At 67.6% G+C, this 16,537-nt stretch carries 14 protein-coding genes and 1 pseudogene; 7 read left to right on the forward strand and 8 right to left on the reverse strand.

Annotated features, from left to right (window positions below):
• Nucleotides 1–72: 72 nt before the first annotated feature.
• From ACWDSL_RS29500 to ACWDSL_RS29510, 3 genes are all read right to left on the reverse strand, one after another.
• Nucleotides 73–384 carry an integrase core domain-containing protein gene (locus tag ACWDSL_RS29500; RefSeq protein ID WP_450490493.1) on the reverse strand — a complete coding sequence of 104 codons (312 nt, stop codon included), beginning with the start codon at nucleotides 382–384 and terminating at the stop codon, nucleotides 73–75.
• A 37-nt stretch (nucleotides 385–421) separates the two neighbouring features.
• Nucleotides 422–1,513, reverse strand: coding sequence for an integrase core domain-containing protein (locus tag ACWDSL_RS29505; RefSeq protein ID WP_450490495.1), 1,092 nt, complete (start codon nucleotides 1,511–1,513; stop codon nucleotides 422–424).
• 86 nt (nucleotides 1,514–1,599) lie between these two features.
• Complete coding sequence (locus ACWDSL_RS29510; protein ID WP_450490497.1) at nucleotides 1,600–2,076, reverse strand: transposase; 477 nt, start codon at nucleotides 2,074–2,076, stop codon at nucleotides 1,600–1,602.
• Nucleotides 2,077–2,134: 58 nt separating this feature from the next.
• Here ACWDSL_RS29510 and ACWDSL_RS29515 point away from each other — a divergent pair, with 58 nt between their 5' ends.
• A complete protein-coding gene (locus ACWDSL_RS29515) occupies nucleotides 2,135–2,410 on the forward strand; it encodes a hypothetical protein (protein WP_450490499.1) in 276 nt (91 codons plus the stop codon).
• A 62-nt stretch (nucleotides 2,411–2,472) separates the two neighbouring features.
• Here ACWDSL_RS29515 and ACWDSL_RS29520 read toward each other — a convergent pair whose 3' ends face one another.
• The 3 genes from ACWDSL_RS29520 to ACWDSL_RS29530 form a co-directional block, all read right to left on the reverse strand.
• Nucleotides 2,473–3,027, reverse strand: a complete 555-nt coding sequence (locus tag ACWDSL_RS29520; protein ID WP_450490501.1) for a hypothetical protein — start codon at nucleotides 3,025–3,027, stop codon at nucleotides 2,473–2,475.
• Between the two features lie 90 nt (nucleotides 3,028–3,117).
• The gene (locus tag ACWDSL_RS29525) at nucleotides 3,118–4,152 is read right to left on the reverse strand and encodes an integrase core domain-containing protein (RefSeq protein ID WP_450490503.1); all 1,035 of its coding nucleotides are present in this window, start codon (nucleotides 4,150–4,152) and stop codon (nucleotides 3,118–3,120) included.
• Between the two features lie 573 nt (nucleotides 4,153–4,725).
• Nucleotides 4,726–5,559 (reverse strand): helix-turn-helix transcriptional regulator, encoded by an 834-nt coding sequence (locus ACWDSL_RS29530; RefSeq protein WP_450490505.1) that lies wholly within the window; start codon nucleotides 5,557–5,559, stop codon nucleotides 4,726–4,728.
• Between the two features lie 118 nt (nucleotides 5,560–5,677).
• Between ACWDSL_RS29530 and ACWDSL_RS29535 the strand changes: the two genes are divergently transcribed.
• A complete protein-coding gene (locus ACWDSL_RS29535; RefSeq protein WP_450490507.1) occupies nucleotides 5,678–6,739 on the forward strand; it encodes an aldo/keto reductase in 1,062 nt (353 codons plus the stop codon).
• A 173-nt stretch (nucleotides 6,740–6,912) separates the two neighbouring features.
• A pseudogene (locus ACWDSL_RS29540) lies at nucleotides 6,913–7,148 on the forward strand (methyltransferase); the annotation flags it as partial.
• 143 nt (nucleotides 7,149–7,291) lie between these two features.
• On the opposite strand, the gene ACWDSL_RS29545 reads toward ACWDSL_RS29540, so the two are convergent.
• Together ACWDSL_RS29545 and ACWDSL_RS29550 are read right to left on the reverse strand one after the other, a co-directional pair.
• Nucleotides 7,292–8,791 (reverse strand): sensor histidine kinase, encoded by a 1,500-nt coding sequence (locus ACWDSL_RS29545; protein ID WP_450490509.1) that lies wholly within the window; start codon nucleotides 8,789–8,791, stop codon nucleotides 7,292–7,294.
• A complete protein-coding gene (locus ACWDSL_RS29550; protein WP_450490511.1) occupies nucleotides 8,788–9,546 on the reverse strand; it encodes a response regulator transcription factor in 759 nt (252 codons plus the stop codon). Before ACWDSL_RS29550 ends, ACWDSL_RS29545 begins: the two co-directional genes overlap by 4 nt.
• A gap of 600 nt (nucleotides 9,547–10,146) precedes the next feature.
• Here ACWDSL_RS29550 and ACWDSL_RS29555 point away from each other — a divergent pair.
• Genes ACWDSL_RS29555 through ACWDSL_RS29570 form a run of 4 tightly spaced genes read left to right on the forward strand, consistent with a single transcriptional unit; the run spans nucleotide 10,147 to nucleotide 16,036 of the window.
• A complete protein-coding gene (locus ACWDSL_RS29555) occupies nucleotides 10,147–11,730 on the forward strand; it encodes an IucA/IucC family protein (RefSeq protein WP_450490513.1) in 1,584 nt (527 codons plus the stop codon).
• A gap of 60 nt (nucleotides 11,731–11,790) precedes the next feature.
• Nucleotides 11,791–13,506 (forward strand): IucA/IucC family protein, encoded by a 1,716-nt coding sequence (locus ACWDSL_RS29560; RefSeq protein WP_450490515.1) that lies wholly within the window; start codon nucleotides 11,791–11,793, stop codon nucleotides 13,504–13,506.
• Entirely contained in the window at nucleotides 13,503–14,714 is a 1,212-nt protein-coding gene (locus tag ACWDSL_RS29565; RefSeq protein ID WP_450490517.1) for a type III PLP-dependent enzyme, read from the forward strand. Before ACWDSL_RS29560 ends, ACWDSL_RS29565 begins: the two co-directional genes overlap by 4 nt.
• Nucleotides 14,711–16,036 carry an MFS transporter gene (locus ACWDSL_RS29570; RefSeq protein ID WP_450490519.1) on the forward strand — a complete coding sequence of 442 codons (1,326 nt, stop codon included), beginning with the start codon at nucleotides 14,711–14,713 and terminating at the stop codon, nucleotides 16,034–16,036. Before ACWDSL_RS29565 ends, ACWDSL_RS29570 begins: the two co-directional genes overlap by 4 nt.
• Nucleotides 16,037–16,537: the final 501 nt, after the last annotated feature.

A 16,537-nucleotide genomic window follows, 5' to 3' on the forward strand; every position in this document is an offset into this window, starting at 1 on the left:
GTTCGTAAGTGCCCATCCGCGGGGAGCGCGGATGGGCCTGGTCCACGGCGCGCCAAGCGCGTGATCGTCCGGTCAGGCAGCTGAGCTGGGCGTTTCCTGTGGATGGTGAGGCAGCCGGGCCGTCAGGGTGTGGCACTCGTTGAGCAGTCCGCCAAGTACCTGGCGGCCCCTGACCGTGGCAGCGGGCAAGGGCACGACGTTCGGGTCGTCGTCGGGTGCTCGCAGGCCGAGACTGCGGTGGGCCCGTCCCGCGTTGTAGTGCTCGACGTACGGGTTGAGGACAGTCCGGGCCATCGCAAGGTCAGTCGCCCTACGGTAGTAAAGACACCTAACCCGAAGATCAACTACAAACCACGAAGCATGAGTCGGCGCGTCACTGCTCATCGAGGGATTGTGGGTGCCGACAAATCATCCGTGCAGTTCAGGCCGCTCGCTGGTATTCGTGGAGGGTTCCGCCGAGTCGGTCTCGTCTGTGGACGTTCAGTTGGGCAAGCTGGGCTTGTTGCGTGATGGGTGTGGGTAGCGGGCGGCAGGGAGCGGCTTGTCCCAGGGCTCTGTGCGGGCGGTGTTCGTTGTAGAAGGATTCGTACTCGCGTAGTGCGTGGAGGAGGTGGCTCTGGTTCCAGATCAGGGTCCGGTCCAGGAGTTCGGTGCGGCAGGTCTGTATCCAGCGCTCGATGAGTGAGTTCATCCGGGGTATCCGAATGCCGGCGGTGACGATCTTGAGACCGGCATCGGTCATCAGGGCGTCGAAGGCGGTTGTGAACTTCGAGTCGCGGTCTCGGATCAGGAACCGTGCCCTGCTGCCTGCGTCTTCGAGGTCCATGAGGAGGTTGCGTCCGAGCTGCACGATCCAGTCCCCGGTCGGATGTGCGGTGGCACCGAGGATCCTGATGCGACGGGTGGTGTGCTCGATGACGGCGAAGACGTACAGGCGCGCTCCGGTCAGCGTGCGGACTTCGAAGAGGTCGCAGGAGAGGAGGGCCTTGGCCTGGCTGCGGAGGAAGTCGGCCCAGGTGGTGTTCTGCCGTTCGGGTGCGGGTGGGATGCCGTGCTCGCGGAGGATCTCCCAGACCGTGGAGGCGGCGACCTTGATCCCCAAGGCTGCGAGTTCGCCGTGGATCCGGCGATATCCCCACGAGGCATTCTCCCTGGCCAGACGCAGAACCAGGGCGCGGATCGACCGGAGGGTGCGTGGGCGTCCGCGTCGCTTGGGCATGCAGGTCGCGGCATGGCGCCGCCTGAGCAGCTCCCGATGCCAGCGCAAGACCGTCTCGGGGCGGACCAACAGCAGAAGGTGCTGCAGTCTGTCTTTGGGCAGGTGGTACAGAAGGCCGGCGAGGACAGCGCGATCGCTGTCGGTGAAGGCAGGCTTGCCCACCTGGCGTTGCAGGACCAGCACTTGGTGCCGAAGCACGAGGATCTCGATGTCCTTGCCTCTGTCGCTCATCGGTAGGAGGCGTAGGAACGCGAGGGTGTTGGTCGCGGCGAGGTAGGCCAGGCGCAGCAGCACGAGAGATCATGATGCCGTCGGGGCCTTGTGCTGGTGAAGACGCCGGGGTGAGCGTCGGCCACAGTCGAAGATCTCTGAACAAGCTCTCACCTGCGTGGATGATTTACCGGCACCCGCAGCTCCAGCAACAGGTCCAGCACGCGTTCCTCCAGGCCGTGGGCGACAACACGGGAGCGGAACTCTGACAGCACGCTGTGGTCGAAGCCCGGATCCTCCAGGTCCAGGCCGAGCGCGTACTTCCAGGCGAGGTTCTCGCGAACCTTGTCAGCAGCCTGCCGATCGGTCAGGTTCGCGGCCTTCTGCCCCACCGTGACCAGCGCCAGACGCCCCGGCGACCAGCCCGGCTTGCCCACCTGACCGAACGCGTCAGCAAAGGCCGCGTCCGGGAACAGCTCCCCGAGCCGGTCACGAACCTGCACCGCAAGCGGCGCCTCCCGCCTGCCCCGATACATCGCCCGGATCGCCGCCGCGACCTGCGGATCCGGCTCAGGCCAGGACTGCGGCTGCATCGACACGACACACTCCGATCCACAAGGAACCACCACAAGATCAACAATCAGCATGATCCCATCCGCCGGAGTCGTCGCTCCTCAGCGATAACTCCGTCTCACAGCAGGTGAATTGGAATTAGCCACCAAGATCGCGCAGGGCTTGAGCGCGGAGGAACGAGCGCCAGGTCTGCTGGGATGCACACTGCGGTGCGGGCGGCAGACCGGATCGGCGCAGAACGCGGCGGACCGTGGCGGCGGCAACCCGCACCGACCCCACCAGGCCCGTAACCAGCTACCACCCGACGTCCACGAACAACCCGCCGCGGCGCATGGCCTCAGCACCGGCAAAGTCCTGCGCACCCCGATCCTCGGCGGCCTCATCAACGAGTACAGATATGCAGCATGACATGCAGCGACGACTTTTCGAGCGGCACCCGCTACCGACTCATTAGGGCCAAGAAGAAGTTCTCATTTCGTTCTCAGGTCGCGGCTTCCGGCTCGGTTCTGCGCGATGTTTCGTGTCTTCCTGGTTCTGCCCGACTCGGCGAGCAGGGTGAGTACCGCCGGCGACATCGAATGCTCGGCGAGGCGGCGCTGCATCCAGTCCGTGACCTTCGCCAACTCGGCTGGTGTCGGCGTATGGCCGTCCTTGATGGACAGGTGGAACAGCCAGTCGTGGATGCGGCGGCGGATGAACTCGCGGTACCCCTCTGCCTTGAGCTGGTCGATCTCTGGCAGTAGTTCGGCCGACCACTGCCGGAACTCGGCGGAACCGGTCACCTTCATCGCGATTTTGTCCACGAGGGCGACCACCGCCGTCTTGGACACGATGTCGATGGGGTCGCGCAGGATCGTGGCCACGATCGCGCGGTCTCGGTCGCGGCTCCCCGAGGCAGCGGTCACCGAGACGACGCGTTGGTAGGCGGACGATCGGATGTGCTCGTCCGCGACGGCATCGTCGACGTCCACGTCGACGATGCCGGCCCCCGCCAGCAACTCGGCCACATCGGAATGCAATGTCATCGCTTCATCCTTTGCCGCAAGTTTGGTTCTTGGCGGCCTCGCGCTGCTCCCGTTCAGCCCTGCCCTTGCCGGAAACTTCATCCGTGCAGGTCACGCTGTATGTCGGTACTCGTGGAGGATGCCGCCGAGGCGATCGTGTCGGCGTATGTCGAGGCGGGCTAACGTGTCCGGGTCGTCGATCGGCGGGGGCAAGGGGTGTAGCGGTCTGGCGTTCGCGATGCCCTGGTGTGGTCGGTGTCCGTTGTAGAACTGCTCGAACTCGCGCAGGGCGTGGAGGAGGTGTCGCTGGTTCCAGATCAATGTCCGGTCCAGGAGTTCGCGGCGACAGGTCTGCATCCACCTTTCCGTGATCGAGTTCATCCTTGGCATCTGGATTCCGCTGAGGATGACTTCGGTCCCTGCGTCCTTGAGGACGGCATCGAACAGTTCGGGGAACTTTCCGTCCCGGTCCCGGATCATGAACCGTGCTCGGCAGCTGAGGTCTTCGAGGTCCATGACCAGGTTCTTCGCCGCTTGCGCTACCCAGGTTGCGGTCGGATGTGTGGTGGCGCCCAGGACGCGGATCCGGCGACTGCCGTGTTCGATCATCACGAGCACGTACATCCGTACCCCTGACAGGGTGACTGTTTCCATGAAGTCGCAGGCCAGCACGGCATCAGCCTGGGTGCGAAGGAAGTTAGCCCAGGTACTGGAGTTCCGCTCGGGTGCTGGGTCGATGCCTGCCTCCTTCAAGATCTCCCAGACGGTGGACGCGCCCACCTTCACCCCTAGCACGAGGAGCTCGCCGTGCAGGCGTCGGTACCCCCAGCCCGGGTTCTCCTTCGCCAGCCGCAGCACCAGAATGCGGATCGAGCGCACCGTGCGTGGCCGTCCAGGGCGTTTGGGCCGGCAGGAGGTGGCGTGGCGGTGTGCGACGAGGCTGCGGTGCCAACGCAGTACCGTGTCGGGGCGTACGAGCAGCCGTAATCTTCGCAGGACGTGCAGTGGCAGCCGGTGCAGCAGCGCCGCCAGGAATGCCCGACCGCTGGGCGTGAACCGGACCTTTTCCTTGCCGAGGTGGCGTTCCAGCACGGTGATCTGGTGGCGCAGGGCGAGGATCTCCGCGTCCTTGTCCCGGTCGGTCATCGGCAGCAGGCGAAGCATCGCGAACGCGTTCGACACACCCAGGTAAGCCAGTCGCAGCAGCGCGATCGATCATCATGACGCGCTGACAGCAGCTGCGCCAGAGCGTCGGACCGAGCGACCGCGGCCAAGATTTCGGGAACCCGAAGAAGCGGTCCCCACCAGGGCGGATGAGATTTCCGGCAAGGGCAATCTCGGGAGCGGGGACAGCATGCAGCGACACTGCCGATCCTCCTCACTTCCCCGCGAACAGGTCGATCCCCAACACCATCCCACACCGAAAACCCACAGGTCAGCGCATTCCGAAGAATCGCGCGACAGAGTCGCACAGGCGTCGAAGACGAACTCAAGAAGCTGCCTACCGTCTATTCACGTGGGTCCCTCTGAGAGCCCTACACGGTCGTGGAACGCAATCTTTACACGGGACGGAAATCTGCTTCCGCCACTCCCTCGCCATGGAGGTACTCAAGATCCTTCCCTGACCTCATTGCAGGTCAGGGCCATGTTCCGGGTTTGTAATTCCAAAAACACGACGGAATGACGATTCGGCTCAGCGAGCAAATGGACGGTTCGACATCACCGTGCGCACAACCGGTCCAATGCCGACTGGCTCTCATCGTCTGCAGCGCGGAAGATCACCAACCGCTGGTCCGGATCTTCAAGCGGCATAAGCACTTCGAAATGCACTGCGATCACACCGGCGTCAGGATGCCGCATCACCTTGTGCCCGCGGCCATTGATCTTGATGTCCCGCTCAGCCCACAATCGTGCGAACTCCTCGTTACGGGTCATGAATTCGACGATGAGGTCGGTCAATGCCGGATCCTCCGGATGTGCGGCCCACGCACCGCGCAGGTGGGCGATTCCCTCCCGCACGACGCGTTCCCGGTCGACGTAGAACTCGCGTATCTCCGGATGCATCAGGCACAGCCACATCGCATTGCGCTGTGACGGCGGCAGGGTGTCGAAATCCATGAGCAGTCGCGTCATTTCGCGGTTCCAGGCCAGGATGTCATAGCGGTGGTTCATCAGCATGGTCGGCAGCGGCGACAGGTTGGCGACCAGCCGGGTCAGCGGCGACGCCGCAGTGGTGGCGGGCTCGTCGGCGTTTCGGGGGCGCTGCTGGGTCAGGTTGAAGAGGTAGGCGCGTTCGACGGGGGCCAGGCGCAGGGCCCGGGCCAGCGCCTCCACCACGTCCGCCGAGGGCCGCAGCCCGCGCCCCTGTTCCAGTCGCACGATGTAGTCGACGCTGACCCCGGCCAGTTCAGCGACCTCTTCGCGGCGCAGTCCCGGGGTCCGCCGGGCCTGCCGGCGCGACGGCAGACCGAGATCGCGCGGGTTCAGCCGTTCGCGGCGGGTCCGCAGGAACGCGGCCAGCTCCTGTGTGGTGTCCACGGTGTGGGTCGTCATGTTCGTTCCCAACAGCCAGGGTAGGACCGGCGTTCCCAGGAACCTCTTTCCCTTACCTGGGGCTCGCGGCGGTCACAGCCTTGTTCCCGGCAACGGATCACGAGCACAGGAGGACACGATGCCGCTCACCCTCGACACCTACCGGCTGCTGGGCCGCTCCGGGCTGAGGGTCTCACCGCTGGCGCTGGGCGCGGCGACCTTCGGCACCGATTGGGGCTGGGGTGCCGAGCAGGACGAGGCACGGAAGCTGTTTGACCTCTACGTAGAGCGAGGCGGCAACTTCATCGACACCGCCAACACCTACACCAACGGTAGTTCCGAGCGCCTGCTGGGCGAATTCGCCCGCGACAGGCGCGAAACCCTGGTGCTGGCGACGAAATATACGACGCTGCGCCGGCCTGGCGACCCGAATTCCGGGGGCAGTCACCGCAAGAGCCTGTTCGCTTCGGTGGAAGCGAGTCTGCGACAGCTCAATACGGACTACATCGATCTGCTCTACTTGCACGTGTGGGATTTCACGACACCGGTCGAGGAGATCCTGCGCGGCATGGACGATCTGGTCCGGCAGGGCAAGATCTTGTACGTGGCGATCTGTAACGCCCCGGCCTGGCAGGTGTCGCGCATGCAGGCGAGCGCCGACCTGCGCGGCTGGTCGCCGCTGGTCGCGCTGCAGATCGAGTACAACCTGATCGAGCGTACCGGGGAACGTGACCTGATTCCCATGGCACGGGAGATGGGACTGGGCGTAATCCCGTATTCCCCCCTGGCCGGCGGGGTGCTCACCGGCAAGTACAGCCGCGACGACCTGACCGCGACGAACGTTGCACCCGACGGCACCCGCAAGAGCTTCAACCTTGCCTTGGGCACACTCACCGAACGTAACCTTGCCATTGCTGATGTCGTGAAGGAGGTTGCCACGGAGCTGGGCCGCACGCCCGCCCAGATCGGGCTGGCCTGGACTCTTCGGAACCCGGGCGTGACGGCACCGATCATCGGCGCCCGCACCCCCACGCAGCTGGAGGACAATCTGAGCGCTCTGGAGGTCGACTTCACCACCTCCCAACTGGCCCGCCTCGACGAGGCCAGCGCGATTGGACTCGGCTTTCCGCACGACATGCTCGCCAGTGATCACATCCGCAATGTGACCGCAGGCGACCTGAAGATCGAAACCCGCCGCTGATACCCGATCGAGCCCCGAGGGCAGCACAGCCGCCGCCCTCGGAGCGATCACCGGCATGACCCAGGGCCGCTTGCGTGAGTGGATCTTGGTCGTGGTGATCAGGTTCTGTGGGACATGGTGATCTGACGAATGCCCAGTGGGCCAGGCTTGAGCCGTTGTTGCCGGAAGGCTAGTTCACCGTGGTGCATGCGCACAGTGTGTTCTCGCACTCGCCCCGCGTGGCTTCTTCGACTTCACCTTCGACCGCACCGAAGGCTCCGAGCATCACGTGCTGCGCGAGGACTTCTACTACCGCACCGAGACACTGGCGGCGCTGGCCGAACGGCACGGCCTGGCCGCCCGCTTCATGGACGACTGGGAGAAGTGCCCGCACGGCCAGTCGAAGATCCGGGTCACCCTTCCGTCTTAGCCGTAGTGGTGGCGTCCGCCGTGGTGGCGTCCGCGTGCAGGGGCTGGTCGTCAGCCCCCTTTCAGCCCTACGGACGGTAGGGCTTTCAGGGTGATCGTCAATGCTCAGGGCAACGGCAGAGTGAGGTCCGCTTGGACCAGGGGTCATGGATCCGGACTTGGAACCGTTTCGGCGATCGTCCGGCTGCCGGTCGCGCCGTGGCCGCGCAGCGGAGGGAGCCTGCGGTGGGGAGTTGAGTGGGCCCGGGCGCGGGCGGGCTGAGCGGGGCGCAGCCGGACGACGGCGTCCACTCCGCCGTCAGGAGCGGCCTCCAGCGTGACGTCGCCACCGCTTGCGTAGGTGAGCCGTTGGACCATGGGCAGGCCCAGGCCGGTGCCGTCGTGGTGGGCGTCGGCGGCGCGCCAAAACCGGTCGAAGGCTCGTTTCCGGTCGGTTTCGCTCATGCCTGGCCCTTGGTCGATCACATGCAGTTCGACCCAGGGTTCCGTACGGCCGTCGTCGGCGGGTGCGGTGGTTGCCATAGTGATGGTGGTGCCGGGAGGGGACACGCGCAGCGCGTTGGACAGGAGGTTGTCGATGATCTGCTCGAGAGCGCCCGCGACGGCCCACACCGTGCCGACTCGCGTGCTGGCCACGGTGATGCCGACGCCCTGATCGGTGGCGAACGCCGCCCAGATCGCCGCACGGTCGGCGACGACCGCGTCGAGGTCGACGGTCTCCGGTGTGATGGCCGAATTCTCCAGCCGGGCCAGGGCGAGCAGTCCTTGGACCATGCGGCTGAGCCGTCCCACTTCACCGATCGCTTCGTTCAGGCTTGCCTGTGCGCAGGGGGCGAGGTGGGGTTCGAAGTTCTCCAGACGGAGGCGCAGCGAGGTCAGCGGGGTCTTCAGCTGGTGCGACGCCTCGGAGGCGAACGCCTTCTGGGCGTGGAGCAGGTGCTGCAGCCGGGTCGCGGTGCGGGTGAAGGAGGCGGCGAGCCGGCGCAGCTCCGGCGGCCCGCGGTCGGCGGCGGGCGGGTTGGTCAGCCGGCCGTCGGCGAGTTGCGTGGTGGCCTGTTCCAGGTCGCGCAGGGGCCTGGTGATCCAGCGGGCGAACGCGAAACCGATCAGGGCGGCCACGGCCAGCGCGCCGAGCGCGACGAGCGCGAGCGCCACCCACGTGGCGTGGACCTTCTGGGTGAGCGGAGCCAGGGAATACAGCGACCGCACCACGCAGGGAACACCGTCACTCGACATACCGGGGACGGTCGCGAACAGGACCTTCCTGCCCGGGGCCAGGTCTTCGCTGATACCAGTGGCGGGTCGATCGCGCAGTGCCCTGGCGATGTCCGGTTCGGAGGAGAGGTTCCTGCCCACGGCCGAGGCGGTGGCGGTATCGGTGAGGACGATACCCTTGCTGTCGGTCACCACGACGCTGCTGCCCGTGCGCCGAGCGTAGCTGCGGGCGAGGTCGGGCAGGTCCGACGCCAGTCCGCGTTCGAGTTTCTCCTCGCATACGCCGGCGAGCGTCACGGCGCCCAGTTCCGCCGTGTTGGAAAAGCGGTTCAGCTCGCTGCGGGCGTAGACGAAGCCGAACGGCACTTCGAGGGCGACCAGGACGAGCAGCATGAGGCTGAGATAGCTGAGCAGCAGACGGCGGATCATCGGGGGCCTTGCCACGGCTCAGGACGTGCCGCGGAGCTGGTTCGGGGATCCGTGGGTGGGGTCAGACGGAATCCGATGCCGCGGATGTTCTCGATCCAGGACGGGTCACCGAGTTTGCGGCGCAGCGCGGCAATGTGCACGTCGAGGGTCTTCGTGGGGCCGAAGTAGTTCGGGTCCCAGACCGTGTCGAGAATCTGCTGGCGGGAGTAAACGGCTCCGGGATCCTCGGCGAGGCAGAGCAGCAGGTCGAACTCCTTGGGAGCCAGGGCGATCGGCACCTCGTGCGCACGCACCTGCCGGGTGCGGCGGTCGATGCTCAGGGGGCCGATCCGCTGGGCATCGCAGGTATCGGTGAGGTTCCCTCCGGAAGGGGCCAGGAGGGAGCCGCCGCCGTCGAAGGGCACGGCCTGGGCTCGGCGGGTGACGGCTCGGATCCTTGCCACCAGCTCCCGGACGCCGAAGGGCTTCGACACATAGTCGTCCGCGCCAAGCTCCAGGCCGAGCACCCGGTCGACCTCGGAGTCCCGCGCGGTGATCATGATGATCGGAACCGAGGACCGAGCGCGCAGCGCCCGGCAGACGTCAATGCCGTCCATGTCGGGCAGCCCCAGGTCCAGCAGCACCATCGTCGGCTCCGTGGCGGCCAGGCCATCGGCGCCGGTTCGCGCGTGCTCCACGGTGAAACCGAAGCGACGCAGTCCTTCCACCAACGGTTCGGCCACTCGGTCGTCGTCCTCGATCAACAAGACATGCATGCCGACAGGCTCACAAACGGCGGGCAGGCCGTGCGGCACAATCGCCGGGAAATCCCCCTTCTCAGTGATCTTCAGTGCTGCCGTGTGATCACGAAGCAAACAAGGCTGTCGACGGCTCGGACGATGGAAATCCGCCGGATGGCGCACGCCGCACGCCGAGGATATGGAGGAAATCCAACGTATCGACAGGACGTGGTGAGGAGATGGTTAAGAATGGGAGGGGCGGCCCACGGTGACCATCGCGCGGGCACCCGTCACGGACGGGCAAACACGCTGACCGGCGGGGACTTTGAGTTGAAGGCACGCGTCGCTGTTCTCTATGGCGCGCACCTGCCCCCCCGACCGCGGCAAGGATTCGTAAACCGAACGCGTGGATCGAAAGTGCCCCATTATCCGGCCTTCACGTCAGCGCCCATGCGGTATCCCCTGTAATTGCGCTGGGTTTTCGTTTACTCGCTATCGGCTAGGGTCCGAACTGCGGCCTGACCCATTGATGTGCCGCATGAAAGAAATCCCCCGACCGATCGGGAATGCGAAATGCCAACCCAAGCCCCACACACCCGTTCATCGACCGTCCCGTACCAGGCAGGAGCGGTGAACATGCCCGAGACGACGACCGACGAGCTGCGCCGGGTGCGCCCGGATCTGGTGGAGCCCTTCGCAGCCGCACTCCCGGGTGCGCGGGCCACCGTGCTCGGCCGCCTCTGGGGCGCCTTTGCCCGGGAGCCGCTGCCTGGAGTGACCGCCCGGCAGCGAGAGGCGGAGCAACTGATCGTGACTCTGCACGATGGTGCCCGGCTTACGGCGGCCGACGCGTGTGCCCAGCGCTTCGCCCCAGTGCCCGAGGACTTCACCGTGTCCGGGCCCGACGGACCCGTCCGTGAACCGGTGGAGCTGCTGGCACAGTTGGGGCTGCGTACGTCTGCCGCGCGCCGGCTCGCGGCGGAGCTCGACAACAGCGTCGCGAACCTCGCCCTTGCCCGCGCGGCGAACGGCAAGTGGTCCGCTTCGCCGCGTGATTCGGTCGATGCCGAGCAAGCGGTGGTCGACGGCCACCCCCAGCACCCGTGCTGCCGTACCCGTACGGGCATGTCCGTCGCGGAGGTGCTCGCCTACGCGCCCGAGCACCATCCGGTGATCGAACTGGCATTGCTGGCTGTCCCCGCTGACCGCTGGCAGGGATCCGGCACATGGCCCGAGGAGCTGCGGGACGGTGACACGTACCTGCTCCCGGTCCATCCCTGGCAGCGGGACCACGTACTGGTGGACCACCCCGACCTCACCACGACCCGGCGCACGATCCCGGCCCGCCCGCTGCTGTCGTTGCGCACCCTGGCGCCCCTGGCCGACTTGGCGGGCTGCCACATCAAGACCGCGCTCGACGTCCAGGTCACCAACTACCGGCGCACCATCTCACCCGTTGAGGTGGCGGACGGACCGCCTCTGTCGGAGCTGGTCTCCGCGGTCGTCGACAAGGCCGGATTCGGCGACAGCCTGCGGACCCTCCGCGAGCTCGGCGGCGGGACCGTACGGGTGGACGGACAGGCGTGTGCGAGCCTGGCCGCGATGCTCAGGGAATCCACCGACTCCCACGTCGGCGACGGTGAAATCGCCGTGCCGCTGACCGCCGTGCACGCCACTGGCGCAGCCGTCGTGGCAGGGGAGCCCGTGCACTGGCTGGCAGACTTCGCCGAACTCGTCCTGCCGCCCGCGCTGACCCTGCTGTCCATGGGAGTGGCGCTGGAGGCCCACGGCCAGAACACCCTGGTGGTGCTGCGGGACGGACGGCCGGTGCGGGTGCTGTACCGGGACCTGGACGGGGTGCGGATCAGCCCCCGCAGGCTCGCCGCCTGCGGATTCGCCCTGCCGCCCCTGGCCGGCACCCGCGCCGGTGACGACATCGACGCGCTGCGCACCAAGCTTTTCGGCGGGCTTCTCAGCGGGGTGTTCAGCGAGTTGGTCGACGTCCTCGCCCGCACCCGGGCGATCGATCCCGCGCAGCTGTGGCACACGGTGGCCCAAGTCGGCCGTCGCGTATGCGCCGAACTGCCGGACACCGGCGACGCCGCAGCCTTCTTCGGCGACACCCAGCCACTGAAGGCGACCATCGCGATGCGTCTGGCAGACGACTCCGGCAAGGCGCAGTGGACCGCCGTCCCCAATCCCATCGCTCGATACCGCTGACCATCACAGGCGACCTGACGGACGACTCATGCACCCTTTCCGACGCACTGGAGCTTCCGCATGACCACCCCCACCACTGTCCCCAGCGCCCCCGACGTCATCGCCGCCACCGGGGCGCGGACCGATCAGCCCGCGCAGACCGCTGACGCCGTCACCGCCCACACCCTGCTCAACTGCCTGATCCGTGAAGTGTCCGCCCCCGAGCACCAGGTCACCGTCGACCGCGACCACCTCCTGCTGCGCCTGCCCCGCCGCGACCTGTTGCTGCGGGCACGACTGCGCCGTGTCTCGGTGATCGGAGCACACCGCTTCCAAGGCACCGTTCAGCGGCTCGACGACACCGCCTGGGCCACGGTGGGCTGGCGAGAACTGGCCGGGTACGTCCAGGACGAACTGGAGCTGCGCACCGGGGTGGCGAACGGGGAGTTCTGGGACCAGGTGGCTGACAGCCGCGAGACCATCCGCACCGCCTTGGAACACCGCGCCAACGGGATGCCGCAACAGGACCTGTACCTGGCTTCTGAACAGTCTCTTGTCTTCGGCCACCGCTTCCATCCCACGCCCAAGGCCCGCACCGGTGACCCGGCGGACTGGCTTGCGTACGGGCCGGAGACCGGAGCCCGATTCCGCCTGCGGCACCTGGCGGTACGCCGCCACCTGGTGCGGGAGGATGGTGACCTGAGCGAAGTCGACGCGCTGTGCCCGCCGGCCGACCCGGAGTTCGTGACGCTGCCAGTACACCCCTGGCAGTTCCGGCTGCTGAGCCGACACGGCCGTCTGCGTGCGGCGATGGCCGCGGGAGAGGTCGTGGACAGCGGTGTGAGCGGGCCCGAGTGGGTGCCGACCGCGTCGGTACGCACGCTCTACCAGCCCGAAGCGGACACGTTCCTGAAGTTCAGCCTGAACGTCCGCCTGACCAACTGCGTCCGCAGGCACGCCAGTTATGAGCTGTCCGGCGCCGTCGCCCTGAACCGCCTGGTCCAGCCCGTCATGGACGGCTTCGCCGAACGCTTCCCCGGATGCGCGCTGCTCGCCGAGCCCGGCTACCGTACGCTCGCCGTCGACGGAGACACCGCGCTGCTGGAGGGCTTCGGCGTCATCATCCGCTCCGGCCTGCGCAACCACCTGCGCCCCGGAGTGACACCGCTGCTCGCCGCAGCGGTCGCGGACGAGTACCCCACCAGTGCCGCGCACGTCTCCCAGCTGCTGGCCCGGGGTGACGGGGACATCCTGGCGTGGTGGGACGCCTACCTGCGGCTGCTGCTGCCGCCGGTGCTGGCCGCCTACTTCGACCACGGCGTCGTCCTGGAACCGCACCTTCAGAACGTCATCGTCGGCGTGCACGCCGACGGCACACCCGCGCAGATGCTCTTCCGTGACCTGGAGGGCACGAAACTCCTGCCCCGTCACCACGCCCGCACCCTGGCCGCCCTGCCCGAGGACATCCGCGGCCCCCTCACCTACGACGACGAACGCGGCTGGAACCGGGTCGCCTACTGCCTCCTGGTCAACCACGTAGCCGAAGTGCTCGGCTCTCTCGCCGACCTCGAACCGGCACAGGAGCCCGCACTGTGGGGCCTGGTCCGCGACCACCTCGACGCCTACGCCCGCACCGCCGGCCAACCACCACGCTTGCGCGCCCTGCTCTCCGGGGTGCCGCTGCCCGCCAAGGCCAACCTCCTCCTGCGCTGGGCCCGCAAAGCCGACCGGCACGCCACCTACGTCCCCCTGACCAGCCCTCTCGGCGCCGACTTTCCTCGCGAGGTGACCCTGTGAGAGCCGCCGTGCTGCGCCACGTCCACCAGCTCGCCGACGACGACCTGCCCGCCTACGTCTACGACCTGCCCGGTCTGCGCGAACACGCCCGCACCATCCGGGCCGCGCTGCCGCAACGCGTCGACCTGCTGTACGCGACGAAGGCCAACTCTGATCCCCGTCTGCTGCAGGCCCTCGCCGAGCATGTGAACGGGTTCGAGGTGGCCTCGGGCGGCGAGATCCGCCACGTCCGCGGCCTCTTCCCCGACGCGCCGATCGCCTTCGGTGGACCCGGCAAGACCCCGGCAGAACTGACCCAGGCCCTGGACGCCGGGGTGCGGCGTCTGCACGTCGAAAGCGAACACGAGCTGGGCACCCTGACGACCGTGCTGGGCGACCGTAGCGCCGACGTCCTCCTGCGCGTCAACGTACCGGTGGCGGTCCGGTCGGTCGCACTGGCCATGGGCGGCGGGCCCAGCCCCTTCGGCCTTGACCCCTCCCAGCTGGACCGATGCCTTCAGATCATCGCCGACGACGGGCGTATCCGGCTGCACGGACTCCACGTCCACCTGGCCAGCGGGCTCGACGCGCCCGCTCATCTGGCCCTCGTCGACCAGGTCATGGGCTGGGCAGACCGTTGGGCGCAGCAACGAGGGATCGACCTCACCGAGGTCAACATCGGCGGCGGGATGGGCGTCGACTACGCCCACCCCCGCGACGTCTTCGACTGGCCGGCCTTCGGTATCGGACTGCGGCGACCGCTGGAGCGCCACCCCGGCCTGACGCTGCGGATCGAACCGGGCCGTTCGGTCACCGCCTACTGCGGCTGGTACGTCACCCAGGTCCTGGACGTCAAGTTCAGCCGCGGCGAGGCGTTCGCCGTCCTGCGCGGAGGCACACACCACCTGCGCACACCCGCCGCGAAACAGCACAACCAGCCCTTCGAGGTCATCCCTGACGACTCCTGGCACCAGCACTGGCACCGTCCGGAGGCCCGCCATGAGCCGGTGACCCTGGTCGGGCAACTGTGTACACCCAAGGACGTCCTGGCCCGCCGCGTCATGGTCGACAGGCTGCGGGTGGGCGACCGGATCGCATTCGCGATGGCAGGCGCCTACGCCTGGAACATCTCCCACCACGAGTTCCTCATGCACCCCCAGCCGAACTTCCACCACGTCGACGACGCCGACGCGCCCGTCGTGGACGTCCACGCCATCCAGACGGCATGAGCAAGTACCGCCAAGCGGGCGCACGGAGGGCAGGCAAGACTCCGAGCGCTGCGCTCGACACGCTCACGGTCCGGCCCTTCCGCCGCCATCTGCTGGGCCAGCTGACCTCCAACATCGGCACCTGGATGCAGCGCGCCGCCCAGGACCTGCTTGTCCTCCACCTCACCGGAAACAGCGGCAGCGCGGTCGGTGTCGTCACCGCGCTGCAGTTTCTGCCCCAGACGCTGTTCGGCCTGACCGGGGGCGTCCTCGCCGACCGGTTCCCCAAGCGCCGGCTGCTGCTGATCACGCAGACCGGCATGGCGCTGCAGTCCCTGCTGCTGGGGCTGCTGACCGTCAGCGGAGCGGTGAACCTGTGGTCCGTGTACGCGCTGGCTCTGACCCTCGGCACCGCCACCGCCGTGGACAGTCCCGCACGCAACGCGTTCATCTCCGAACTCGTCAGCCGGGAGCGGGTGGCCGCCGCGGTCAGCCTGAACTCCGCCCAGTTCAATGCCGCCCGCATCCTCGGCCCCGCCGCGGCCGGCCTGACCGTCGCCGCCGTGGGCACCGGCCCGGTGTTCCTCATCAACGCCGTCTCGTACCTCGCGGTCCTGTACGGGCTGATCACCATTCCCGCGGACGCACCGCGCGAGCACAGCGGGCCCCAGCGCGGCGGTCCAGGGCTGACCGAGGCGTTCCGCCACATCACCGCCACCCCGGAACTGCTGCTGCCGATCACTCTCATCGCCGTCGTCGGCACCTTCGGACTCAACTTCCAGGTCACCATCTCCCTCGTAGCCATTAAGGTCTTCCATTCCGGCGCCGCGGCCTTCGGCTACCTCTCAGCCGCCTACGCCGTGGGCAGCCTCATCGGCGCGATCCTCACCGCCCACAGCGGGCAACTTCCCACCGCCCGGCGCCTGGTCACCGCAACGGCCGTCTTCGGAGTGCTGGAAGCCACGCTGGGCCTGATGCCCGGCTACGGCACGTTCATGGCACTGCTGATCCCCACGGGCTACGCCGCAGTCACCGTCACCACCACCGCCAACGCCCTCACCCAACTGCACGCCGCCCCGCACCTGCGCGGCCGCGTGCTGTCCGTCTACTTCCTCGTCCTCCTCGGCGGCACACCCGTCGGCGCCCCCCTTGTCGGCCTCGTCTCCGACGCCTTCGGCGCCCCCTCCAGTCTGATCCTCGGCGGCATCGTCTCGGCGCTCTCCGCACCCGCGCTCTCGGCGTTGGTCATCGAGCGCCGACGCCGGGATCGTTCAAGGCAGGGTGCGGGACCGGTCGGCGCACCGCTTCCCGACACGGCTCCCTCCACGCGGTCCGCGCCCTGACTACGACCTCTTCGCGGGTCGCGTGGCTTCGCATGGCGAAGTTGCCCCCGTCAGGGCTGCCGCTGGTTGCGATGCGGCGGCGCGGCGTAGCACCGCGCTCTCGTGCCGCCAAGATGTCCGCCTGGCCACGCGCGGCAGCGCAGCACGGCAGCGGGCACCTTGATCCGGTTCCGGACCGGCGCGGTGACGATTGAAAGTGGCATCGGCAGATCATCCCAGGCGCCGTGCAGGCCGCCCCCCTGCGCGGAGAAGCTGCGGGCCAGATCCAGAATCGCATTTCCGAGCGGGATAGGTCGCGTCGTCGTATGCCGAGGGCTGACTTGTCTGGATCGTCGATCAAATGGAGCAACGGGTGCGAGGGCCGTCAGTGTGGAGAGTGCCACTATCACGTGAAGCCTGCCTGTGCGCGTGTCAGCTTTCTGTGGGGTGTTGTTCGGGCCATGTGGTCTGGGTGGCGTGGTCGTGGAAGTCGGCTCGCAGGGTCAGTGCGCCGCCGAGGGC

Source organism: Streptomyces sp. NPDC000941, from assembly GCF_053599555.1.